The sequence below is a fragment of the Streptomyces sp. NPDC026377 genome, from assembly GCF_055567715.1.
Window position 1 is genome coordinate 1 of sequence record NZ_JBVHPV010000003.1, and the last position, 22,137, is coordinate 22,137.

Annotated in this window: 24 protein-coding genes and 1 pseudogene; 16 read left to right on the forward strand and 9 right to left on the reverse strand. The window is 73.7% G+C overall.

Annotated features, from left to right (window positions below; genetic code table 11):
- The 3 genes from ACZ4MU_RS07630 to mhpA form a co-directional block, all read left to right on the forward strand.
- Nucleotides 1–2,021 (forward strand): acyltransferase domain-containing protein (locus tag ACZ4MU_RS07630; RefSeq protein ID WP_467872300.1); only part of this gene is annotated, 2,021 nt, incomplete at its 5' end.
- A 1-nt stretch (nucleotide 2,022) separates the two neighbouring features.
- Entirely contained in the window at nucleotides 2,023–2,814 is a 792-nt protein-coding gene (locus ACZ4MU_RS07635; RefSeq protein WP_467872302.1) for an arylamine N-acetyltransferase family protein, read from the forward strand.
- Nucleotides 2,814–4,400 carry a bifunctional 3-(3-hydroxy-phenyl)propionate/3-hydroxycinnamic acid hydroxylase MhpA gene (gene mhpA / locus ACZ4MU_RS07640; protein WP_467872305.1) on the forward strand — a complete coding sequence of 529 codons (1,587 nt, stop codon included), beginning with the start codon at nucleotides 2,814–2,816 and terminating at the stop codon, nucleotides 4,398–4,400. Before ACZ4MU_RS07635 ends, mhpA begins: the two co-directional genes overlap by 1 nt.
- Before the next feature lie 257 nt (nucleotides 4,401–4,657).
- Here mhpA and ACZ4MU_RS07645 read toward each other — a convergent pair whose 3' ends face one another.
- A complete protein-coding gene (locus ACZ4MU_RS07645) occupies nucleotides 4,658–5,659 on the reverse strand; it encodes an AraC family transcriptional regulator (protein ID WP_467872307.1) in 1,002 nt (333 codons plus the stop codon).
- Here ACZ4MU_RS07645 and ACZ4MU_RS07650 point away from each other — a divergent pair.
- Nucleotides 5,658–5,849, forward strand: a complete 192-nt coding sequence (locus ACZ4MU_RS07650; protein ID WP_467873606.1) for a hypothetical protein — start codon at nucleotides 5,658–5,660, stop codon at nucleotides 5,847–5,849. The genes ACZ4MU_RS07645 and ACZ4MU_RS07650 overlap by 2 nt on opposite strands.
- 80 nt (nucleotides 5,850–5,929) lie before the next feature.
- On the opposite strand, the gene ACZ4MU_RS07655 is transcribed toward ACZ4MU_RS07650, so the two are convergent.
- The 3 genes from ACZ4MU_RS07655 to ACZ4MU_RS07665 are packed head-to-tail and all read right to left on the reverse strand — an operon-like array spanning nucleotide 5,930 to nucleotide 7,832.
- Nucleotides 5,930–6,589, reverse strand: coding sequence for a phosphatase PAP2 family protein (locus ACZ4MU_RS07655; protein ID WP_467872309.1), 660 nt, complete (start codon nucleotides 6,587–6,589; stop codon nucleotides 5,930–5,932).
- Nucleotides 6,586–7,167: a phosphatase PAP2 family protein gene (locus ACZ4MU_RS07660; RefSeq protein ID WP_467872312.1), complete on the reverse strand. Its 582-nt coding sequence runs from the start codon at nucleotides 7,165–7,167 to the stop codon at nucleotides 6,586–6,588. The genes ACZ4MU_RS07655 and ACZ4MU_RS07660 overlap by 4 nt, the downstream gene beginning before the upstream one ends.
- Nucleotides 7,167–7,832 (reverse strand): DedA family protein, encoded by a 666-nt coding sequence (locus ACZ4MU_RS07665; protein ID WP_467872314.1) that lies wholly within the window; start codon nucleotides 7,830–7,832, stop codon nucleotides 7,167–7,169. Before ACZ4MU_RS07665 ends, ACZ4MU_RS07660 begins: the two co-directional genes overlap by 1 nt.
- A 117-nt stretch (nucleotides 7,833–7,949) precedes the next feature.
- Between ACZ4MU_RS07665 and ACZ4MU_RS07670 the strand changes: the two genes are divergently transcribed.
- The 3 genes from ACZ4MU_RS07670 (at nucleotide 7,950) to panD (ending at nucleotide 10,083) form a co-directional block, all read left to right on the forward strand.
- On the forward strand, nucleotides 7,950–8,423 hold the full coding sequence (locus ACZ4MU_RS07670) for a BlaI/MecI/CopY family transcriptional regulator (protein ID WP_467872317.1): 474 nt from the start codon (nucleotides 7,950–7,952) through the stop codon (nucleotides 8,421–8,423).
- A gap of 522 nt (nucleotides 8,424–8,945) precedes the next feature.
- Entirely contained in the window at nucleotides 8,946–9,509 is a 564-nt protein-coding gene (locus ACZ4MU_RS07675; RefSeq protein ID WP_467872320.1) for a DoxX family membrane protein, read from the forward strand.
- Nucleotides 9,510–9,657: 148 nt separating this feature from the next.
- Nucleotides 9,658–10,083, forward strand: a complete 426-nt coding sequence (gene panD, locus ACZ4MU_RS07680; protein ID WP_467872323.1) for an aspartate 1-decarboxylase — start codon at nucleotides 9,658–9,660, stop codon at nucleotides 10,081–10,083.
- Nucleotides 10,084–10,174: 91 nt separating this feature from the next.
- On the opposite strand, the gene ACZ4MU_RS07685 is transcribed toward panD, so the two are convergent.
- Complete coding sequence (locus tag ACZ4MU_RS07685; RefSeq protein WP_467872324.1) at nucleotides 10,175–11,395, reverse strand: serine hydrolase domain-containing protein; 1,221 nt, start codon at nucleotides 11,393–11,395, stop codon at nucleotides 10,175–10,177.
- Nucleotides 11,396–11,574: 179 nt separating this feature from the next.
- Between ACZ4MU_RS07685 and ACZ4MU_RS07690 the strand changes: the two genes are divergently transcribed.
- The 5 genes and pseudogenes from ACZ4MU_RS07690 (at nucleotide 11,575) to ACZ4MU_RS07710 (ending at nucleotide 15,272) form a co-directional block, all read left to right on the forward strand.
- Entirely contained in the window at nucleotides 11,575–12,168 is a 594-nt protein-coding gene (locus tag ACZ4MU_RS07690) for an SMI1/KNR4 family protein (protein ID WP_467872326.1), read from the forward strand.
- 99 nt (nucleotides 12,169–12,267) lie between these two features.
- Nucleotides 12,268–13,098: an ammonia-dependent NAD(+) synthetase gene (gene nadE, locus ACZ4MU_RS07695; RefSeq protein WP_467872329.1), complete on the forward strand. Its 831-nt coding sequence runs from the start codon at nucleotides 12,268–12,270 to the stop codon at nucleotides 13,096–13,098.
- A gap of 177 nt (nucleotides 13,099–13,275) precedes the next feature.
- The gene (locus tag ACZ4MU_RS07700; RefSeq protein ID WP_467873557.1) at nucleotides 13,276–14,337 is read left to right on the forward strand and encodes a M20 family metallopeptidase; all 1,062 of its coding nucleotides are present in this window, start codon (nucleotides 13,276–13,278) and stop codon (nucleotides 14,335–14,337) included.
- Between the two features lie 44 nt (nucleotides 14,338–14,381).
- Nucleotides 14,382–14,492, forward strand: a pseudogene (locus ACZ4MU_RS07705) (hypothetical protein); the annotation flags it as partial.
- 231 nt (nucleotides 14,493–14,723) lie between these two features.
- A complete protein-coding gene (locus ACZ4MU_RS07710; RefSeq protein ID WP_467872332.1) occupies nucleotides 14,724–15,272 on the forward strand; it encodes a YciI family protein in 549 nt (182 codons plus the stop codon).
- Nucleotides 15,273–15,318: 46 nt separating this feature from the next.
- Here ACZ4MU_RS07710 and ACZ4MU_RS07715 read toward each other — a convergent pair whose 3' ends face one another.
- Entirely contained in the window at nucleotides 15,319–15,897 is a 579-nt protein-coding gene (locus tag ACZ4MU_RS07715) for a DinB family protein (protein ID WP_467872335.1), read from the reverse strand.
- Nucleotides 15,898–15,933: 36 nt separating this feature from the next.
- A complete protein-coding gene (locus ACZ4MU_RS07720) occupies nucleotides 15,934–16,407 on the reverse strand; it encodes an STAS domain-containing protein (RefSeq protein ID WP_467872337.1) in 474 nt (157 codons plus the stop codon).
- Nucleotides 16,408–16,545: 138 nt separating this feature from the next.
- On the opposite strand from ACZ4MU_RS07720, the gene ACZ4MU_RS07725 reads away from it, so the two are divergent.
- Complete coding sequence (locus ACZ4MU_RS07725; protein WP_467872339.1) at nucleotides 16,546–16,881, forward strand: helix-turn-helix transcriptional regulator; 336 nt, start codon at nucleotides 16,546–16,548, stop codon at nucleotides 16,879–16,881.
- A 143-nt stretch (nucleotides 16,882–17,024) separates the two neighbouring features.
- On the opposite strand, the gene ACZ4MU_RS07730 is transcribed toward ACZ4MU_RS07725, so the two are convergent.
- Nucleotides 17,025–18,044: a threonine/serine dehydratase gene (locus ACZ4MU_RS07730; protein WP_467872342.1), complete on the reverse strand. Its 1,020-nt coding sequence runs from the start codon at nucleotides 18,042–18,044 to the stop codon at nucleotides 17,025–17,027.
- A gap of 397 nt (nucleotides 18,045–18,441) precedes the next feature.
- Here ACZ4MU_RS07730 and ACZ4MU_RS07735 point away from each other — a divergent pair, with 397 nt between their 5' ends.
- On the forward strand, nucleotides 18,442–19,428 hold the full coding sequence (locus ACZ4MU_RS07735) for a GlxA family transcriptional regulator (protein WP_467872345.1): 987 nt from the start codon (nucleotides 18,442–18,444) through the stop codon (nucleotides 19,426–19,428).
- A gap of 91 nt (nucleotides 19,429–19,519) precedes the next feature.
- Entirely contained in the window at nucleotides 19,520–20,158 is a 639-nt protein-coding gene (locus tag ACZ4MU_RS07740) for an isochorismatase family protein (RefSeq protein WP_467872347.1), read from the forward strand.
- 46 nt (nucleotides 20,159–20,204) lie between these two features.
- Here ACZ4MU_RS07740 and ACZ4MU_RS07745 read toward each other — a convergent pair whose 3' ends face one another.
- Entirely contained in the window at nucleotides 20,205–21,515 is a 1,311-nt protein-coding gene (locus ACZ4MU_RS07745) for a Dyp-type peroxidase (RefSeq protein ID WP_467872350.1), read from the reverse strand.
- Nucleotides 21,516–21,701: 186 nt separating this feature from the next.
- Here ACZ4MU_RS07745 and ACZ4MU_RS07750 point away from each other — a divergent pair, with 186 nt between their 5' ends.
- Nucleotides 21,702–22,043: a hypothetical protein gene (locus ACZ4MU_RS07750; RefSeq protein WP_467872352.1), complete on the forward strand. Its 342-nt coding sequence runs from the start codon at nucleotides 21,702–21,704 to the stop codon at nucleotides 22,041–22,043.
- Nucleotides 22,044–22,137 lie beyond the last annotated feature (94 nt).

Below are 22,137 nucleotides of genomic sequence, written 5' to 3' on the forward strand. Positions count from 1 at the left end.
AGGGCCGGGAGAAGGACCAGCCGCTGTGGCTGGGGTCGCTGAAGTCCAACATCGGCCACACCCAGGCCGCGGCCGGTGTCGCGGGTGTCATCAAGACCGTGATGGCCCTGCGCAACGGGGAACTCCCGCGCACTCTGCATGTGGACGAGCCCAGTCCCAAGATCGACTGGGACGAGACATCGCTGCGGCTGCTGACCGAGGCCCAGCCGTGGCCCGACGCCGACCGTCCGCGCCGGGCGGCCGTCTCCTCCTTCGGCGTCAGCGGCACCAACGCCCACCTCATCGTGGAGCAGGCGCCGCAGGCCCAGCCGACCGAGGAGACGGCAGAGCCGGAGATCTTCGCAGAGGCGGCGCCGCTGGTGCTGCCGCTGTCGGCGAAGTCCCCGGCCGCCCTGAGGGCCCAGGCGCGCCGGCTCGCGGACCACCTGGCGGAGAACTCCCATCTCACGCCCCGCGACATCCTGCCGGCCCTCACCCGCCGGACGGCTCTCGCCCACCGGGCGGCCGTGGTCACCACCGGCGGTGAGGAGCTGCGGGAGGCCCTTGTGGCACTCGCCGCCGACACCGCCCACCCCGATGTGGTCACGGGCAAGGCGGTGAGCGCCGGCAGGACGGTGTTCGTCTTCCCCGGCCAGGGCACGCACTGGACGGGCATGGGTGCCGAACTCCTCCAGTCCAGCCCGGTGTTCGCCGCGAGTGTCCGTGATACGGCCCGGGCGCTGGCCCCCCACACCGACTGGGACCTGCTGGACGTCCTGCGCGGCCACCCGGACGCGCCCCCGCTGGAGCGGGTGGACGTGCTCCAGCCCGCCTCCTTCGCTGTGATGGTGGGTCTGGCCCGGCTGTGGCAGGCCCATGGCATCGAGCCCCAGGCCGTGGTCGGGCACTCGCAGGGTGAGATCGCCGCCGCGCACATCGCGGGGGCGCTGACCCTGAAGGACGCGGCCAGGGTAGTCACCCTGCGGGCGCAGACCATCGGCGCCCACCTCGCCGGACTCGGCGGCATGATGGCCGTGCACCGCTCGTACGACGCCACCGTGGAGCTCATCCAGGACTGGAGCGACCGGATCGAGGTGGCCGCCGTCAACGGCCCCACCAGCACGATCGTCGCGGGCGACCCGGCCGCGCTGGAGGAGCTGAAGGCGCACTGCCGGACGCTGGACATCAAGTCCCGCATCCTGCCCGTCGACTACGCCTCCCACACCAGCCACGTCGCGAAGATCGAGGACCAGCTCCACGAGCAGCTGAAGGGAATCGATCCCGGCCGGGCCACCATCCCCTTCCACTCCACCCTGGAGCAGCGCCTCATCGAGGACACCACGGTCCTGGACGGCGACTACTGGTTCCGCAACCTGCGCCACACCGTCCACTTCCACGCCACCCTCCAGAAGCTGGCGGAGCAGAACCACACCACCTTCATCGAGATCAGCGCCCACCCGGTGCTGACCCCGAGCATCCAGGAAATCCTCGACGACGCCCCGGCCCCCGCCTTCACCGCGGAGTCGCTGCGCCGCCTCGAAGGCTCCCCCCACAAGTTCCTGACGAGCGTCGCGCAGATCCGCACGCACACCACCACCCACCGTCAGCCCCCCACCGCCCAGCTCCCGACCCACCCCGTCCCCACGTACCCGTTCCAGCACCAGAACTACTGGCTGCGAACCAAGGGCCCGTCCGTGGGCGGTTCGATCGATCCGGTCGACACGCCCCTGGAGGCCACGGAGGAGAACATGTCGCTCGCCGACCGTCTCGACGGCCTGTCCGACGACGAACAGCACAAGGTGCTCGTCGAGTTGATCTGCGCGGAGGGCGCCTCGGCCCTCGGCCAGGAGGGCGAGGTCCTCGACCCCGAAGGCGCCTTCTTCGAGGTCGGCTTCAACTCGCTGGCCGCCGTGGAGATGCGCAACCGGATGGGCGAGGCCACCGGACTCAAGCTCCCCGTGACGCTGCTCTTCGACTACGCCACCCCCCTCATGCTCGCCGACCACCTCCTCGACAAGCTCACGAAGACCAGGAGTGCCTGACATGTTCGCAGTTGACGCCTACCTCGCCGCGCTCGGCTACACCGGTTCCCGGGACCTGACCCCCGAGACCCTGCGCGACCTCCAGAAGCGCCACCTCGTGGCGATCCCGTTCAACAACGCGCTGCGCACCGACCAGGGCACGCAGTCCGTCGCCGACGCCGACATCGACCTCGACGAGGCCTTCGAGTCCGTGGTGGAGAAGGGCTCCGGCGGTGTCTGCTTCGAGCTCAACGGCCTGTTCCGCAAACTGCTGACCGAGTTGGGCTTCCGGGTCGAGCACCTCTCGGCGGGGGTGCGCGGCCCCGGCGGCACCTTCGGGCCCGACCTGGAGCACATGCTCCTCGGCGTGCGTCTCGACGGCGACCTGTGGCTGGTGGACGTGGGCTTCGCCGGGCCCGGCTTCCTGGAGCCGCTGCGGGTCGGTGACGGGATACAGCACCAGTACGGCGTCGACTACCAGGTCGTGCCCCAGGACGGATACTTCGCGGTGAAGCGCCGTATCCGCGACGCCGACTGGCAGGACGTCTACCGCTTCAAGGACCAGGCCCGCGACCTCTCCGAGTGGTCGGCCGCTGCCGAGGCCGCGGCCGACGGCGAGGACGCCTGGAACTGGGAGGGCGAGCTGGTCGCCGCCGACACCGTCATCCGGGCCCGCTCCTTCGAGCAGGGTCAGCGGGTCCTCGTCGGACGGCGGCTGCTGACCGTCGACGACGGCCGCGAGACGGTGAAGGTGCTGATCACCCCCGAGGCGTATGAGGAGGCCGTCCAGCGCATCCTCGGCCGGGTCGCCTGATGCCGGCGGAACTGGCCTCGCGGGTCCTGATCGTCGGCTACGGGCCGGTCGGCCAGCTCCTCTCCGTACTGCTGGCGCGCAAGGGATGGGACGTCACGGTGCTGGAGCGCTGGCCCCGCCCGTACACGATGCCCCGCGCGGTGGCCTTCGACGGCGAGTGCGCACGCATCCTGGCCGACGCCGGGGTCGGCGGTCACATAGCGGAGTTCGGCGAGCCGTCGGGCGACTACATCTGGCGCAACGCCGACGGGGACGACCTGCTGCACTATGTGTCGCCCGCCACGGGCGGCCTGTCCGGCTGGCCCGACTCCACCTCGATGTACCAGCCGGGCCTTGAGTCGGCCCTGATCGCCCGGGGCGAGAATCTGCCCGGCCTGCGGGTGCTGCGCGGCCACCGGGCCGTGGGGCTCACCCGGGACGCGGACGGCCCGGTCACCGTCGAGGCGGCCGACGAGTCCGGCGGGACCGTGAAGATCACGGCGGACTGGGTGGTCGGGTGCGACGGAGCCAACAGCTTCGTCCGGGGCGCGATGGACGCCGACTGGACCGATCTCGGCTTCCGGTACGACTGGCTGATCTGCGATGTCGTCCTCAAGGAGCCGCGCGCGTTCTGGCCGAACAACCTCCAGATCTGCGATCCGGCCCGGCCCCGCACCGCCGTGTCCGCCGGTCCCGGGCACCGCCGCTGGGAGTTCATGCGAGTGCCCGGCGAGTCGCCGGAGGAGTTCGACAGCCGGGACACCGCCTGGCGGCTCCTGGAGGAGTTCGACGTCCGGCCCGACAACGCCACCATGGACCGGCATGCCGTCTACACCTTCCAGGCGGGCTGGGCCGGACAGTGGCGGGACGGGCGGCTGCTGATCGCGGGCGACGCGGCACACCTGATGCCGCCGTTCGCCGCCCAGGGCATGTCGTCGGGTTTCCGCGACGCGGCCAACCTCGCCTGGAAGCTGGACCTGGTCCTGGCCGGGCACGCGGACGAGGCACTGCTCGACACGTACACCGAGGAGCGGCGCGAGCATGTGCGGCACGCCGTCGACATGTCGGTGAGCCTCGGCAAGGTGATCTGCCTGACGGACCCGCGGGCGGCCGCGGAGCGGGACGAGCTGATGCTCGCCATGCGCGGCCGCACGGTGGGTGCCACGGCCCAGCCCTCGGCGGTGCACCCGCTCACGGGCGGCTTCCTGCACGAGGACGGCGCCGCCCCTGCCGGTGGACTGACGCCGCAGGGCCGGGTGTCGGGCTCGGGCGCGGCCCGGCTCCTCGACGAGGAGACGGGCACCGGCCTGCGGCTGCTGACCACGGTGCCGCTGAGCGAACTCCTCGACCCCGAGCGCCGCGCGTTCCTCTACGGGATCGGGGTGCGGACGGTACGGATCGTGCCGCCGGGCACCGCCCCCGGCGACGGGGCCTCGGTGCGGGACGACGAGGGCGTACTCCTGCCGTACCTGGCCGAGCGCGGCGCGGTCGCCGCCCTCGTACGGCCCGACTTCTATCTCTACGGCACGGCAGGCGACGGCGAAGGGCTGCGGGCGCTCGTCGACGGTCTGCGGGCCCGGCTGGGAGACCACGCCCTGCGGCGCTGAGCGGCGTTCGAGGGACCGAAGGACGCGGGCCGTGACACCTGTCACGGCCCGCGCTTCGCATCGGGGACCCGTCGACCGCGGGCTGCCCCCGGCTCAGCGGGGGGAGCTGACCTGGCCCAGGAGCAGCCCGCGTGCTGCCGTCGACGACGGAGCCGACGCCGTGCCGGGTCCCGGGCACGGTGGACACAACGTATCGCCGGGACCCGCACCCGCCGATCCGGGATGCGTGGCCGTTTCCCGCAGTCGGGGACGGCGCGTCAGGAGGCGGCCAGGGTCTGGGAGGGCAGTTCGCCGAAGCGCGCGCGGTAGCCGTCCGCGAAGCGTCCCAGATGGGTGAAGCCCCAGCGGTAGGCCGCCTCTCCCACGGTCAGCCGGGTGGGGTCGCCCTGGCGCAGCTCCGCGCGGACCCGGCCCATGCGGACGTCGCGCAGATACGCCATCGGCGACATGCCCAGATGGCGGCGGAAGCCCTCCTGGAGCCAGCGGACACCGACCTGGCCTATCCCGGCGAGTTCGGTGGTGGTGTAGGGGCGCTCGGGGTGGGCGTGTATGGCGTCCACGACCCGTTTGACCGGGCCGGGCAGCACGGCCCTGACCGGCTTGTCGAGCTCCTCGCGGTAGCGGTGCCCGGTGGCCAGGAGCAGGCCCGTGAGCAGGGCGTCCTGGAGGCGGGCGGCCATGAGCGGCTGGTCGAGCGCTCCGGGCGCGTTGTCCATCTCGCGCACGACCAGCGCCACCATGCGCGACCAGCTCAGCCCGGGGCCCCGGGTGAGGTCGAGTTCGGGCGCCAGGCGCGTCCCGGCGGGGACCGAGCGGTCGAGGAGGACCTCCAGGTGGCGCAGCAGGTCCTGCGCCTCCACCTTGACGGCGAGCAGGCGGCAGTCCCGGCTCCACCGCTCCAGCGTCGGCTCGCCCTCGGGGTGGAAGACGGCCGCGCGCCGGGCGGTCGCGGTGGTCGAGGTCCGCGCCTGGCGCCAGGTGAGCTCGCCGGAGAGGGGGACGTCGACGTGGTAGGCCCCCAAGTCGCCGAAGCGCATGCGCACATCGGTGCCCCAGCTCAGGTCGCCGAGGGTCAGCGGTCCCAGCCGCACCACGTCGAAGACGGCGTCGAGCCGGTGCGCCCGGTCCAGTACGTCCATGGAGGTGGCGTAGTACGCCTCACCGATCACCTGGCGAGCCTCGTCGAGGTCCCCGGTACGGAAGGAGAGCCGGGACGCGGTCGGGGTGCCCCGCGTGCCCGAGTGCGAAGTCGCCTGCATGGCCACATCTTCCCGGTGCGCGGGCCCGGCCGTCACCACCGGGGCCCTGAAGGCGATGGCCGGGAAGAAGGACGTACGGCTCGTCTCCTTCCGCCAGTTCGTGGACTGGCTCGACGCCCAGGACCCCCGGGTGCTGGACGTCGGCCAGTCCCCGGCGGGCGGCTGGAACGCCTACTTCAAGGCCGCCTGATCGCGCCCGGGGCGCCCCTGGAGCGCACCCGGACGCCTGAGAAACCCTGGGGCAGCTCCGCCCTCCCCGGACGCCGCCGCTCAGGGGCGGCCCACCGGCTCCTCCTGCCGTATCTCCTCCGGGATGTGCGGCGCCGTCACCCAGGCGCCGAGCGTCAGCCACACCGCCGCGAAGAGCCAGCCCCCGACCACGTCGGTCAGCCAGTGCACGCCCAGATAGATGCGGGAGAGGCCGACCGCCGCGCCCCACAGCAGGATCAGCGCGACGGTGAGACGGGCGGAGGAGAAGCCGGAGCGCCGGCTCACGCCCCACACCAGCAGCCCGGCGGTCAGCGCCGCGGTGGTGGTGTGACCGGAGGGAAAGGAGTGGCCCGAGGCGTACGTCCCCCAGTCCGCCAGGGTGGGGCGGGGGCGGGCGATGGCGGCCATCACGGCGAACCGCACGGCCTGGCCGAGCGCGAGGACCGCGAGGGCCCCCGCCGCCGCGCACAGGCGCTGGCGGGGGTCGCGTCCGGCCAGCAGTCCGGCGCCGACCGCCAGCAGATAGGGGAGCGGCCCGGAGCCGGTGGCGGTGAGCGCGCGGGCCAGCGCGCGCGCCACCGGCGGGCGGTGGTGCACCGCCCAGGCGTGCGCGGCCCGGTCACCGGGCAGCGGCGCCCCGTCCCGTACGGACACGACCACCGCGAGCAGGACGAACAGCAGCAGGCACAGGGCCGCTCCGACGTGCCGGGCCCTGGTCATCGGGCCGCCACCAGCGGGCGCAGCCGGGTCCGGCCGGTCCGGTCCACCAGGGGCGCGGTCCGGCGGGCGAGCAGGGTGAGGACCGGAGCGACGACGGCGCCGACGACCGGACCGGCCGGCGCATCGTGCGGACAGTGGGCGCCGACCCGGACCCGGGAGGCGGCCAGGAGCAGCGCGGCGGCCACCGCGAGCGCGCCGAGGGGCCGGTCGCCGAGCAGGAGCGCCACGGCGCCCGCGGCCGCGATCGCCGTGTGGTGGCCGGGGAAGGACCAGTCGCCCGGCGCCGGACACGCCTCCACGGTCAGCACGTGCGGGCTCCGGCAGGGCCGCTGTTCGTGCACGGCCGCTTCGGCCGCGTCGTCGACGGCGAAGGCGGCGACCACGACGGGCGGCGCGGCCACCGCCACCGCCGACCGGGCGCCACCGGCCGGACGGGCCCGCCACCGGGCGAGGACCATCAGCACCGCGCAGAGGCCCAGACCGTGGTCCGACCGGAGCCGGACCGCGGTGCCGGCCGGGCCCGGCGCGTCGCGCGCGAGCTCGGTGACCCAGGTGTACCAGCCGTCGTCGAAGTGCATCAGCGGGTGTCCTCTGCGGTACGGGCGCGGCGGGCGCGCAGGATCTCCAGGACGATCGGAAGCAGCGAGACGGTGACGACCAGCGCCACCAGCGGCAACAGATAGCGGTCGATGTTCGGGATGGACGAACCCAGCGCATACCCGCCGAGAACGAGTCCGCACGTCCACACCGCGCCCCCGAGGACCTGCCAGAGCGCGAAGACGCCGGCCGGGACGCCCAGCACACCCGCCAGGGGGTTGAGCACGGTCCGGACGATCGGCACGAAGCGGGCCAGGACGATCGCCTTCGCATGGCCGTACCTGGCGAGCAACTCCTCGGCGCGGGCGGCGCCCTCGTGGAGCTTGCGGGACCGGGCGCGGGCGAGGAGGGCCCGGCCGCCGCGGCGCCCGATCCAGTACCCCACCTGCGCTCCGGCGAGCGCGCCCGCCGCGGAGGCGAGCAGGACCTGCGGCAGGGAGAGCGAGACGGGCCCGTCGCCGCCCGGTACGCACAGCAGTCCGGCGGTGAACAGCAGCGAGTCGCCCGGCAGGAAGAAGCCGACGAGCAGACCGGTCTCGGCGAAGAGCACGACGGCGACGCCGATCGCGCCGAAGGCCGAGAGCAGCGAGCCCGCGTCCAGCACGTTCACCGCCTGGGGGGCGGTGGCGAACAGGGGTACGGCCATGGCGGTGGGCCCTCCCATAATGGTTTTCCGGGTCGAGCGCAGCGCCCGGCCCGACTGACTACAGTGCTGTAGACGGTCTACAGAACTGTAGACGAAAGATCGAGGAGGATCGTTCCCATGGGCGTCGTTGACGGGTCCGCCCCCTTCGCCGGCCGTGCGGGCGGCGACGCGCGGCGGCCCGCCGGGGAGCTGGAGTCGGGAGTACTCGCGGCGCTGTGGGCTGCCGACGGCCCCCTCACGCCCGGCGAGGTCCAGGGCGCCCTCGGCGGCAGCCTGGCCCGCACCACCGTGACCACGATCCTCACCCGGCTCTACGAGAAGGGCGCCGTCACCCGCGACCGCCTCGGCCGGGGCTTCGCCTACACCCCCACCGAGGACTCACCGGGTCTGACCGCCCGCCGGATGCACACCGAACTCGCCAAGGAGGAGGACCGTTCCACGGTCCTCGCCCGCTTCGTCTCGCAACTCAGCGACGAGGACGAACGCCTGCTGCGGACCCTGCTCGACGGGGAGGCGGGCGCGTCCGGCGAGGCGATACCCGGCGACCGGGCCGCCTCCGGCCGGGACCACTCCGGGGGCGACCGGGGATGATCTTCGCGGTGCGGGTTCCGCTCCTCCTACCGTTCCCTGCCGTCCCTGCCGCGCGCCGGCTCGCCGAGGCGCTGCCTCCCAGGTGCGCCGCCTGACTGCTCACCGCCGCCTCCACCGGCCTCGCCCTCTGCTCGGCCGCCGCCCTCGGACCGCTCGCCGCGCATCTGCGTCCCGCGCTCCGCTAGCTGCGCGCGCCCCTGGAGTACGCCCTGGAGCGCTGGGCGGACGGGGCCGCCGCCCGAGCCGTGGGCGACCGCCGGCTCACCGCCCGCGCCATCGGCCGCGCAGTTCGTCTGCTTCTGCGTCTTTGCCCTCTCGGCGGCCGAGGCCGCGGCCGATCCGCACGGCGGCATCGAGACGGCCCAGCGCGAGGACTGACCTCCCCGCCGCGAGCCCCGGCGGCCCCGCGGCGACCCGTACGGCCCAGCAACACCGGGGCTCCGGGGCCCGCGCCACGGAGAGTGGAGTGCGTACGCGCGTAGAGGCGTGCCACGCCACGAACGGCCACCGCGGGAGGCAGCCATGACATGCATCAACCGACGGGACCTGGGACTGCTGGTCCTTCGGGTGGGCACCGGCGCCGTCCTCGCGGCGCACGGCAGCCAGAAGCTCCTCGGCTGGTTCGGCGGCGGCGGGATCGAGGGCACGGCCGCGGCGATGGAGCACATGGGGTTCCGTCCCGGCAGGCAGAGCGCGGTGGCCGCGGGCCTCGGCGAGGCGGGCGGCGGCGCGCTCCTGGCGCTCGGCCTCGCCACCCCGGCGGCCGGGGCGGCGGCGGCCGGGGCGATGGCGGGCGCGGTCGCGGTGCACGCGCCGGCCGGCTTCTTCGCCACGGCGGGCGGCTTCGAGTACCCGGCGTTCCTCGGCTTCACAGCCGCCGCGATCGGCGTGGCCGGCGCCGGACGCTACTCCCTCGACCACGCCACCGGCCACGTCCTGGACCGCCCGTGGACGGTCGCCCTGGCGTTCCTGGCCAGCGCGGCGGCGGCAGCCGTGGTGGTGGGGCGGCGGGCACAGGGCCAGGGCGGAGGCGAGGACACGGGGGCGGAGACGGCCGCGTCCCCGGAGACGGGGGCGTCCGCGTAGCCCCCGTTCCCGAGGGGGGTGCGCCGGGACGGCAGTTGAGGGGGAGGGGGAGGTCACAGAGCCGTACGGTGGCCGGGGGCCTTACCCTGTCAGGCGACGGCGCGTACCCCGACCGGGGCGCGACCCTTTGTCCGGCAGGAGTGACGCTGTGCTGCGCACCATGTTCAAGTCCAAGATCCACCGAGCCACCGTGACCCAGGCCGACCTCCACTACGTGGGGTCGGTGACGGTCGACGCCGAGCTGATGGAAGCCGCCGACCTGCTGCCCGGTGAGCTCGTCCACATCGTCGACATCGACAACGGCGCCCGCCTGGAGACCTACGTCATCGAGGGCGAGCGCGGCTCCGGGGTCATCGGTATCAACGGCGCCGCCGCCCACCTGGTCCACCCCGGCGACCTGGTCATCCTCATCAGTTACGCCCAGGTCGACGACGCCGAGGCGCGCGCCCTGCGCCCGCGTGTGGTCCACGTCGACGCCGACAACCGCATCGTCGAGCTCGGCGACGACGCCTCCGCCCCGGTCCCCGGCACCGACCAGCGCCGCAGCCCGCACGCCCTCGCCCCCTCGGTGTGAGAGGGGAGTGAGAGGGGCGTGGCGCGGGGGGGGGGGGGGGGGGGGGGGGGGCGCGGCCGCCCCCCCCCCCCCCCCCCCCCGCGACCGTCGCCTACCGCTGCGGCGACAGGCCCCAGATGTGCTTGGGTGTGACGACCTTCGTGATCGCCGCCCCGAGGACCGTGCTCGGCTCCTGGCCCTGGTAGAGGATGTCCGTGTTGAGCAGGGCCACCAGCGTCGCCTTCTGTTCCGGCAGGTAGATGGTCAGGCTCTCGTATCCGGGCAGCGAGCCGTTGTGACCGGTCCAGCCGTTGACGTTGACGATGCCGAGGCCGTAACCCGCGCCGGGGGTGCCGGTGGGGAGCACCTTGAGGCGCTCGGCCTGGGTGGCGGGCGAGAGCAGGGTGCCGGTGGCGAGGTCCCTGGCCCAGTGCTTGAGGTCGTGCAGGTCGGAGATCATCGCTCCGGCCGACCAGGCCCAGCTCGGGTTCCAGTGGGTGCTGTCGACGACCTTGCCGGAGAGCGTCTGGTCGGTGTAGCCGTGCGCGTGCGGGCGGGGGAACTCCGCCGCCTTCGGGAAGAGCGTGTCGTCGAGGTGGCCGGGCCGCAGGACCCGGTGCTCGATGACGTCCCGTACGCTCCTGCCGGTCACTTTCTCGATCACCAGGCCGAGCAGGACGTAGTTGCTGTTCGAGTACTGGAACTTGGCGCCCGGCGCGAACACATTGGGGTGCCTGAACCCGTAGGCCAGCAGTTCCCGCGGTGTGAAGAGGCGCTGGGGGTTGCTGAGGAAGTCGTGGATGAAGGTGTCGTCCGCGGAGTACGGGAACAGACCGCTGCGCATGTCCAGCAGATCGCGCAGACGGATGCGGTGGCCGTTCGGGACTCCCTTCACGTACTTGGCGATCGGGTCGTCGAGGCGGACGCGGCCGTCGTCGACGAGTTCGAGGACCGCCGTGGCGGTGAACGTCTTGGTCTCGCTGCCGATGCGGATCCGCATGTCGTCGGTCATGGGCGCGCCGGTGTGCTTGTCGGCGACGCCGAACGCGCGGACGTAGCTGCCCTTCCCGGGCATCCACAGACCGACCTGGACCCCAGGGATGCCCGCCTTCCGCATGACGTCCCGCACCGCCTTGTCGAGCCTGGTCCGCAGCCGCGGGTCCAGTTCGTGGCGGGGGTACAGGTAGTCGTCTCCGCCGCTCTCGGCGGGGGCGGCGGGCGGGGTGGCCCGGGCCGGGGCGACCGCCGCCGGGAGCAGCCCGCCGAGGGTGAGCGCCGCCGCGGCGAGCCCGAGGGCCGCCTTCGGCCGGCGGGACGGGGAGGGTCTTCTCATGGTCGGGCCTCTCGTCGGTTCGTCTGCCGAGCAGATCCTGCGCGACGGGAGGCACGCGTCCACGCTGGGCGGGCGGGTGAGCCCGGTGAATCACCCGTGATCCACCCGATCGGCCCCGGAGCCCGCCATCGAGCCCGTCGCCCGGGGGCGTTGTCAGTGGCGGGTGCCACCATCGGGACATGATGCGATTCGAATGGCGGCCCTTCCTTGAGCGTTGGAGCGCCGAGTGGGCCGATGGCAAGGATGCGAAGGACGAGCGGGAGGACGCTGACCGGGACGCCCGGGCGGCACGCTGGCTGGGCTTCGCGCCCGCGGGCGAGGAGCGCATCCTCGCGCTGGAGGAGCGGTTAGGGTGCCCGCTGCCGCCGTCGCTGCGCTCCTTCCTCCAGGTCACCGACGGCTGGCGGCACGCGGGGGAGTCCGTGCCCCTGCTGGCCGGGGCCGGGGGGATCGACTGGTGCGCGGACCCGCACGGCGGGGGCGGGGCCCGGCCGGATTCCCCGGGCGAGGACGGGGACGACGAGGGGACCGGGGAAGCCGGACAGCGGAACCGCTCCCTCCAGCTGGCGTCGGGGTCCGGCGGGGTGGATGTGCTGCTGGATCCGCACGACGTGGACGAGCGCGGTGAGTGGGCCGTTTATACGTACAGGGGAGGGCGCGGCGTCCCTCCCGAGCGGCACGGGTCGTTCAAGCACTTCATGGAGGACATGTACGAGGAGTTCCTGGGAACCGTGGAAGGGGTGGCCGCCGGGTCCGCGTCCGTGGGGCGCTGACCCCGGCCGCGGGCCGCCCCGGTCCCGTCCGGTGTCCCCGCATGTGCGCTGGGTAGGGTGGTCGGGACAGCACACCGTGGACCGTAACGAGGAGCAGACGTGAGTGAGCCGGCGTCCATCGCCCTGCAGCAGGAGATCGCCCGGGAGCTCCAGGTGGCCGAGAGCTTCGAGGCCGAGCGGGAGATCGAGCGGCGGGTTGCCTTCCTCGCCGAGCGGCTGACCTCGACCGGACTGCGCTCCCTCGTGCTCGGCATCAGCGGCGGCGTCGACTCCACCACCACCGGCCGTCTGTGCCAGCTCGCCGTCGAGCGGGCGCGGGCCGCCGGGCACGAGGCGCGCTTCTACGCGATGCGCCTGCCGTACGGCGTCCAGGCCGACGAGCACGACGCGCAGCTGGCGCTCTCCTTCATCCAGCCCGACCACGTACTGACCGTGGACATCAAGCCCGCGAGCGACGCCGCGCTGGAGGCCGCGGTCACCGCCGACGTGGCCTTCCGCGACGACCACCACCAGGACTTCGTCCTCGGCAACATCAAGGCCCGTCAGCGCATGATCGCCCAGTACGCGGTGGCCGGCGCGCACGAGGGCCTGGTCGTCGGTACGGACCACGCCGCCGAGGCGGTCTCCGGCTTCTTCACCAAGTACGGCGACGGCGCCGCCGACCTGGTGCCGCTGACCGGTCTGACGAAGCGCCGGGTGCGCGCCGTCGCGGACGCGCTGGGCGCGCCCGCCGAGCTGGTGTGGAAGGTCCCGACGGCCGACCTGGAGACCCTCGCCCCGGGCAAGGCCGACGAGGACGCGCTCGGCGTCACCTACGACGACATCGACGACTTCCTGGAGGGCAAGCCGGTGGACCGGCGCGCCTTCGACACGATCGTGCGCCGCTACCGCCTCACCGAGCACAAGCGCCGGCTGCCCGTCGCTCCGTAGCGCTTCAGCCCGTGCGGGGCGTGGCCCCGGGAGTGCCCTCGGACGTCCCGGGGCCTCTCGCACGACCGGGTACGGGCGTGGCTGCCCTTCGCGGGAGCACCCCGGCGGCCGCTCCCGCGTACCCAGTACGCTGACGGCGTGACCAGCCACAAGGGCGTCGATGTGCGTGTCGACGCGATGATCGAGGACCTTCGGACACTCGTCGAAGTCGAGTCTCCTTCACGCGACACCGACGCGCTGACGGCCTCGGCCGCCGCCGTCGCCGCCATGATCGAGAAGCGGCTCGGCGGGAAGGCCGTGTTGGTCCAGAGCGCGGCCGGGCCGCATGTCCACTGGTCCGGCGGGGGCGATCCCCGCGTCCTGATCCTCGGTCACCACGACACGGTGTTTCCGCTGGGCACGCTGGAACGCCGCCCGTTCCGGGTCGAGGACGGACGCGCGACCGGGCCCGGTGTCTTCGACATGCTCGGCGGTCTGGTGCAGGCCGTCCACGGCCTCGCGGCCCTTGACGACCTGTCGGGCGTGGAGATCCTGGTGACGGCCGACGAGGAGGTGGGCTCCGGCTCCTCGCGGGCGCTGATCGAGGAGCGGGCCCTGGCGTGCGGCGCCGTACTGGTCTTCGAGGGCGCCGCCGACGGCGGTGGACTGAAGACAGGCCGCAAGGGCTGCGGCACGTTCCGGGTCTCGGTCACGGGCCTGGCCTCGCACGCCGGACTGGAGCCGGCCGCCGGGGTCAACGCCCTGGTGGAGGCGGCGCACCAGGTGCTGGACATCGCCGCGCTAGCCCGCCCGGAGATCGGCACCACGGTCACCCCGACCGTCGCGTCCGCGGGGACCCTGGACAACGTCGTCCCCGCCGGGGCGACCGTCGTCGTCGACGTCCGGGTCGAGTCGGCCGAGGAGAAGGACCGCATCGAGGCGGCCTTCGCGGCGCTGGCCCCGCATCTGGACGGCGCGCGGATCGCGGTGGAGGGAGCGGTCGGCCGCCCCCCGATGCCGGAGTCGGCGTCGGCCGAACTCTTCGCGCTGGCGGAGGGGTTGATGCCGGGCCTCGAAGGAGTGGCGGTAGGCGGCGGGAGCGACGGCAACTTCACGGCAGCGCTCGGGGTGCCGACGCTCGACGGCCTGGGCGCGGTCGGCGGCGGGGCCCACGCCGACCACGAGTACGTCGTGGTCGACGCGATGGCCGAGCGGGCGCGGCTGGTGGCCGGTCTGGTGACGGCGATCCGGGACCGGTAGGGGGGAGGGACGGGGCGGGGAGGTAAACGGTCCCGAGGGTCCGTAAGGCCGCGTGCAAGGCACTGCGCGAGGACACCCCCGAGGTGCTCAGGCAGTTCCTCGAAGTCGACCCGTTCACGGCCCGCGCCCCGGACAACCGCGTCCTGGTCCCGTGAATCATCAACAAGGGTGGTCCGGCGCCGCCGGTCGGCCGAGGGCTGACGGGACCCGGCGGTCCCATTCCGCCGATCCGCCTCCGTGTACGCCGGGGCCGGCACCCGACGGGCGAGGGCAACGCCGCGATCCCGGAAACCGGAAAGGGGTCGTCGGCCCCCTGCGGGCCGAAGGTGCCGGCCCCGGTGGAAGCCCGTTGAGGTACGGGAGGCGGTGAGGAAGACTCCCTGGCCATGGAGTTCTTCTGCTACCACCGCGACCGGCCCGGCTCCGCCGCCCTGCGGGCCGAACTGCTCGAAGCGCACTGGTCCTACATGGACGGGTTCGAGAAGGAACTGATCGCCCGGGGGCCGACGTTCGCGGCGGACGGCGAGACACTCAGCGGCAGTGTCCACATCGTCAGCCTGCCGGACCCGGCCGCCGCGCGCGCGTTCGCCTTCGACGAGCCGGGCTACCAGGCCGGCGCCTACCGGGACGTACTGCTGCGCCGGTGGCGCAACCTGCTGGGGCGCACCATGTGGGAGTTCCCGGGCGGCCGGTCCGGCGGCGACCGCTTCCTCGTCCTCGGACTCGGCTCGGGCGAGCCCGCCGACCAGGTCCTCCCGGCCGGCCGGGAGGACCTGATCGCGTACGGGCCGCTGCTGTCCGACGACGGCGCGACCTGGGTGGGCACGGCGGCGCTGGTACGGGCCCCCGACGCGGACACCGCCCGGGCCGTACTGACCTCCGACCGGTACGACGCCGTCGAGGTTCACGACTGGGAGTTCGGAGGACGGCGGTAACAGGCGGGGCGGGGGCGGCGGCGCGGCCGGGGCGCGCCGCCGCCCCTCACAGCCCCCGGGCCCCGTCGATCCGCTCGCGGAGCAGGTCGGCGTGGCCGTTGTGGCGGGCGTACTCCTCGATCATGTGGATGAGCACCCAGCGCAGCGAGACCCTCCCGCGCCAGGAGTCCTCGCCCTCGACGTCGAGATGGGGAGCCCGCCGTACGAAGTCGTCGGCGTAAGCGACCTCCTCCCGCCACGCCCGCCAGGCCTGCGCGACCACGGCCGGGTGGCAGTCGGTGACGTCGAAGTCCCCGTCGGGGGCGTCGTCACCGCAGTAGCGGGGCGGCGCTTCCTCGGCGGCCAGCACGCGACGGAACCAGCGGCGCTCCACCTCCGTGAGATGGCGGACCAGGCCGAGCAGCGAGAGCGTGGACGGTTCCACGGACCGGGCCGACAGCTCCGCTTCCAGACCGGCGCACTTGAGCTCCAGGGTGGCCCGCTGGTCGGAGAGGAAGGCAAGGAGCATGCCCCGCTCCTCACCGGTCGCGGGGCCGACGAACCGGCGCCGGGATCCGTCGTCGGCGGAGGGGGCGGACGCCGTGGGAACGGTGAACAGTTCGGCTCTTCGGGTCGGGGCAGTCATACGTGCATCATCGCCCCCGCTGCCGACGACCGGTCCTCACCCCGTGTCAGGTGCTGAACTCGGAGACGCCAGGCTCACATCGGAGGCCTCGCCCGGGGCGGCCGCGTCCGGGACCGTCGGCAGGGTGAGCACGGAAAGCGTGCTGGTGATCGTCAGCAGGCGGTGCACGGCTGCGCTCACGGCGTGCACCCGGAGCGTCTTGCCGTTGACCAGGGCGCGTCGGCGGACGCGCAGCAGGATATTGAGGCCGGAGCAGTCGAAGAAGTCGACCTCGCTCAGGTCGAGGTCCACACCATGGCGCGCACGCTCCAGAGCCGCGCACAGCGTGCTGTGCAACAGCCGGTCGGCGTCGATGTCCACCTCGCCGGCGACCGAGACCAGCCGGCGGTCGCCGGTTGATCTGACCTCGATCTCCAGGCGCGGCAGCGGGCGGCCGCCCGGCGTGTGCGCCGGGGCCGTGTAGACGACGCGTCCGTGATTGCTCTGTGCGGGTATCGCTTGCTTTGGCATGGCATTGGCTCCCCAGGCATCCGCCGGTGCCCTGCTCGGGTCCCTACAGGTTCCGCTTCCGTCGCTGATACGTCAAGCTATACACGAAAAGTATTTCGCCTATTTGAATGCGTGAAAGGAGCGTCCTACCATGGCGGGATGGGTGCCGTACCTGAACCGCACGCGGGCTGGACGTTCCTGACGAACCACGCCCGCGTGCTAGCCGCGATCGCCGACAACCCCTCCGCGCGTATACGTGACATCGCCGCCCACTGCCGGCTCACCGAGCGCGCCGTCCAGCGGATCATCTCCGACCTGGAGGAGACGGGGTATCTCTCCCACACCCGGCAGGGCCGCTCCAACACCTACCGCATCGAGCCGGGTGTCCCGCTGCGCCACCCGGCCGAGGCCGAGGCAGGACTGACGGTGGCGACTCTGCTGGGAGTCCTGGCCCGGCACGACGAACAGCGCGGGCAGCAGCCCCAGCACCTGTGAGCGGCGCCGGACGGACGTGACGCCGCACGGAAGAGGCAGCGCCCTGAGCACACTCATCGTCACCGCGTTCGTCGCGATGGACGGCATCACGCAGGCCCCGGTGGCCCGGGCGAGGATGCGGCGGTAACGCCGCCAGCAGGGGATCAGGCCCGCTCCGGAGGGACGGCGGTGAGGTCGCCGGGGTCGGTGTTGGCCCCGCAGAGGACCACGGCGACCTTCTCGCCCGGCCCGGGCCGGTATCCGCCCCCGGCCACCGCGCAGGGCGTCGCCGTCGGGAGCGCCGCGAGCGCCGTGGCGGCGGCGTGCTCCACGGCGATACGCCGCTGGTCCCACAGGGCCCGGCGGGCGCGCACGATCTCGCCGTCGGACACCAGGACCGTGCGCACGTCCCCCTGCCGGGCGGCGTGCAGGGCCATCGCCGAGGCGCGGCGTGCGCCGAGAGCGTCCGCGGCGACCGAGTCGACCGTGACGTCGACCGGGCGGCCCGCCCCGATCGCGGCGTTCAGCGCGCGGCAGTGCTCCGGCTCGACCGCCACCACGCGGACGCCGTGGTGGCGGGCGGCGGTGGCGACGCCCGCGAACAGGCCACCGCCGCCGACCGCGACCACCACGGTGTCCAGGCCGGGGACCTGCCGGACGATCTCCTCCAGGACGGTGCCGGCCCCGGCCGCGATGAGCGGGTGGTCGTACGCGTGCGAGGCGAGCGCCCCGGTCGTGGCGGCGAAGTCCTCGCAGGCGGCCAGGGCGTCCGCGTACTCCTCGCCCACCAGCCGGACCTCCGCGCCGAAGCCGCGCAGCCGGGACACCTTCACAGCCGGGGCCGTGGCGGGCAGGAAGACGGTGGCCGCCACCCCCTGCTGCCGGGCGGCCCAGGCGCAGGCGAGCCCGGCGTTGCCGCCGGAGGCGATCGTCACGCCCGCGCCGGGCAGCGTCCCGGCCTCGCGGTGGGCCTGGAGGAAGTTCCGTGCGCCCCGGGCCTTGAACGAACCGGTGTGCTGCATGTACTCCAGCGCCAGCCACACCTCGCACGCCTCCTCCGCGCGGTCGCCCCGGGGCCCGCCGCGCAGTTCACCGGGATCGGTGGGGGAGAGCACGACGGGGCGGACCCGTCCGGCGATGCGGTCGGCGGCGGCCTTGACGTCGCCGTATGTGAGCTGGTGCATGGAGGGGGCTCCCAGGGCGGAGAGGCGGCCGGACCGGGCGTCGCGCCGGACGGTGTGATGCCATGATCCCCCCTCACGGACGGCCCCGAGCGCGTGCGCCCGGGGGTCTTGCGGGAGCACGCGGACCACGTCGGAGCGACCGGTCAGAAGTGGCCGTGGACGGCCCCGGGGCCGGTGGGGCGAGAGCCCGGTGGACGCCTTCGCCGTGAGGGCGGCCTCGACGTACGCCGGGGACCGGGTCCGCCTCCGGGGCGCAGGCCTTGGCGATGAAGCCCCTGCCGCCGGGGACTCGTTACGCAACCGTGATACGCGAAGGCCGACGGGTCGCGCGGCGCGTGTCCGGATGTGACAGGGAACCGTCATTGCGGTCATCGGGACGGGCGTTGAGGATGGGTGCATGCCTCTCACCCACCGCGTGGTCATCGCGGTCTTCCCCGATGTCGACCTGCTCGACGTCACCGGCCCGGCCGAGGTGTTCGCCCTGGCCAACCGGGAGACCGCGGGGCGCGCGGGTTACCGGGTCCGGCTCGCCGGGCCAGAAGCGGGCGAGGTGCGGACCTCGGCGGGTGTGCGGGTGGTGGCCGACCTGGGCTTCGCGGACGTCGGCGGGGAGGTGGACACGCTGCTGGTGCCCGGCGCGGTCGACATGACCGACGATGGGCCCGTCGCGCGGATCGACGGGGACGTGGTGGCGTGGGTGAAGGAGACGGCGGGGTACGCCCGGCGGGTGGCCTCGGTGTGCGTGGGCGCGCATGTGCTGGCGGCGGCGGGACTGCTGGACGGGCGGACGGCGACCACGCACTGGTCGACGGCCGCGCAGCTCGCCGCGGACCACCCGGCCGTCACCGTCGACCCCGACCCGATCTTCGTCCGCGCCGACCGGGGGCGGCTGTGGACGGGCGCCGGGATCAGCGCCTGCCTGGACCTCGCGCTCGCCCTGGTGGCCGAGGACCTGGGCGAGGACGTGGCACTCGCGGTGGCCAGGCAGCTGGTCATGTACCTCAAACGGCAGGGCGGACAGAGTCAGTTCTCCGTCCCGCTCAGCCGGCCCGCCACCTCCCGCCGTGACATCGACGAGCTGCGGCTGTGGATCGCCGAACACCTCGACGGGGACCTGTCCGCCGCCGCTCTGGCGGCGCGGATGTGTCTGAGTGAGCGGCACTTCGCGCGGGTCTTCACCCAGGAGACGGGCGCGAGCCCCGCCATATACGTCGAAGCCGCGCGGGTGGAGGCGGCCCGGCGGCTGCTGGAGAACACCGACTGCCCCCTCGGTCAGGTCGCGGCCGCGGCCGGGCTCGGCTCGGCCGAGACCCTGCACCGGGCGTTCCGGCGGCAGTTGGCCACCACGCCCGGTGCGTACCGCCGCCGCTTCCGCACCGCCTGACGACCTTCTGCCCCTGTACGACCCACCCCTGGCGCCGCGAACGCGACACGGCTCGCTTCGTCATGCTCCCTTCACTCCATGAAAGGCCCCGATGACCACGAACAAGCCCGAGACGAACCGCCCCTCCACGACCCTGCGTGACGTGGTCGGGCTGGACAATCGGCCTCCCCGGCTGAGCGATTCCGTCCTCGTCATGATCGACTTCCAGAACACCTACCGGAGCGGCGTCATGGCGCTCGACGGCGCGGACGAGGCCGTCGCGGCCGGTGCCCGCCTCCTGGCCCGTGCCCGCGCGGCGGGCACACCCGTCGTCCACATCGTCAACGACGGCGGCGCGGACACCCCGTACGACATCCGCGCCCACATCGGCGCCATCAGCGACGAGGTGGCACCGGTGGACGGCGAGCCGGTCGTGGTCAAGCAGTTCCCCAACTCCTTCCACGCCACGGACCTGGAGAAGACCCTGACCACACTGGGCGCCGCGCCGGGGAGTGGCAGGGACCTCGTCCTGGCCGGGTTCATGACGCACATGTGCGTCAACCACACCGCCCAGGGCGCCTTCAACCTCGGCTACCGCCCCACGGTCGTGGCCGACGCCACCGCGACGCGCCCGCTCACCGCCCCCGACGGCACGCTCGTGCCCGCCGCCGCCCTGCGTACGGCCGCCCTGACCGCGATCACGGACCTGTTCGGCGTGGTGGTGCCCACGGCCGGGGCACTTCCCGCCTGACCCCGGCCGCCGGGGGAGGGGGCGCGTCCGGGCGCCCCGCCCCCGCCTACAGCACACCGCTCCCCAACGGCCCTTCCGGCCCCGCCGCCGCAGGGACGAAGAACACCGCGGAACCGTAGTGCTCGATGAACGGGCCCAGCGCGTCATGGCCCGCGAGGCGCCGCTGGACGCGGGTGAACAAGCCCGGGTCCCTCATGTACGCGAGGAACAACAGGCCCTGGTCGTCGGGGGTGTTGTCGTAGGAGTAGCCGCGGCGCAGTATCCGGGCGCCGCCGTCGAACCGCGGGTGGGCCAGACGGACGTGGGCGTCGGCGGGGAGCAGGTAGCCGCCCTGCGGCGTCCTGGCGAAGAGGTCGGGCTCGGTGTGTTCGGAGCCGCCCTGGAGAGGGCCGCCGTGTGCCTTGCGGCGGCCCATGACGCGTTCCTGGCGTTCGACGGGCAGCGAGCCGAACTCGGCCGTCGCCAGGCGGATCCGGCGCACCACCAGGTAGGTGGCGTTGTGGTGGGGGCCGGGCCCCAGCCACACCCATCGTTCGGCCTGTTTCGCGGTCGGGTTGGCGGTGCCGTCCTTGAAGCCGAGCAGGTCGCGCGGGGTCTCGCCGGGCGGCGCGGCGGGGAGGAAGCCCGCCTGGCGCCAACGCCGGCGCAGCACCCCCGGCACGGCCTGTTCCAGCCGCCGCGCGAGGTCGGTGCAGGAGGTCGGGGTGGCGGCGCAGATCTGCAGGAACACCTGGCCGCCCCCGGCCTCGGGACGCAGCCGGTCACCGGCGAAGGCGGGGAGGTCGCGCAGCGCCTCAGGCGGCCGTACCCCGAGGCGGGTGAAGAGGGCGGGACCGAGGCCGACCGTCACGGTCGGGCCGTCGCGCGCGGTGAGGACGGGCGTCCACGCGGAAAACATCCGGCGCACGGCCTCCCGGCCCGCCGGGCCTCGGGTGCGGGGGCTCAGGTCGTACGAAAGCAGCAGCGCCCGGGGCGGCTGGCGGTCCGTCACGCCCGGCTGACGACCGGGCTCGGACGGCGAGGTGGGTGCGGGTGCGGGGGATCTCTGGCAGGCGGTGAGGGCGGCGGCCGTACCGAGGACGGCCAGGCCGCCGAGCAGTCCGCGCCGCGCCGGGCCGCCTCCACCCGGCGATCTCGCCGCGTCGTCGACCGGCCGTGCGGGGGACACCGGCCGCGTCACGCCGGCCGCCGGGCCCGCGTCGTGTGGGGGCGTGACCGCCGTCGATCCGTCCGCGGTCGGCATGCCCCCACACGCCGAGGCGTCCACACCCGTCGGCGAGTCCCCCTCCGCATCCCTGACGTCCCCCGCCCCCGGCACGTCTTCCGCGCGACCGGCGCTGCCGGGTTCGCTCTTCATTCCGTCCCCCTTTCCCGCCCTCGCCCGGGCAAGTAGTCATATAAGGGGTGTAGTTCGCATTAACGGCGTTCCGTACGATACACCTGGCACCGCGTTCGCTCCCGTTTCGCGTCTTCTTCCGCCACGGCGTCGCCCCGGTCTGCCCGCCGCGCTGCCGCTCCTGCTCGTTCCGGCGTGTTCGGTCCGGTGGACGATTCCGCGTCCCCCGGTCGCGGACCGGCGGTCACGCTCAGCGTCGCGCACTCCCGGGTGGTCCTGCGCGGCGCGGACCGCACCACCACGGTCATCGACGGCGAGTTCCGCCGCGCGAACGGTGTCACCGTGACCGGAGCGGGGTCGGCCGTGGAGAATCTGACGGTCCGCAACCACCGCGCCAACGGCGTGCTGTTCACCGGCGTCACCGACGCCTCCCGGCACACCGGCGGTGCCGGGGAGGGGGGTACGAGCGGCTGGACACCATCGAAGTCAGCAACGCCTCCGAGGAGTTGTACGTCCTGGGCAACACCCGCAGGGCGGGGGTGCTCCTGACGGATGTCGCCGGGTAGCCGGCGGCCCGCAACGCCGTACGGGACAACCGGTTCACCGCGAACGGGACCGATCTGGTGCTCGCCACCTCCGCCCC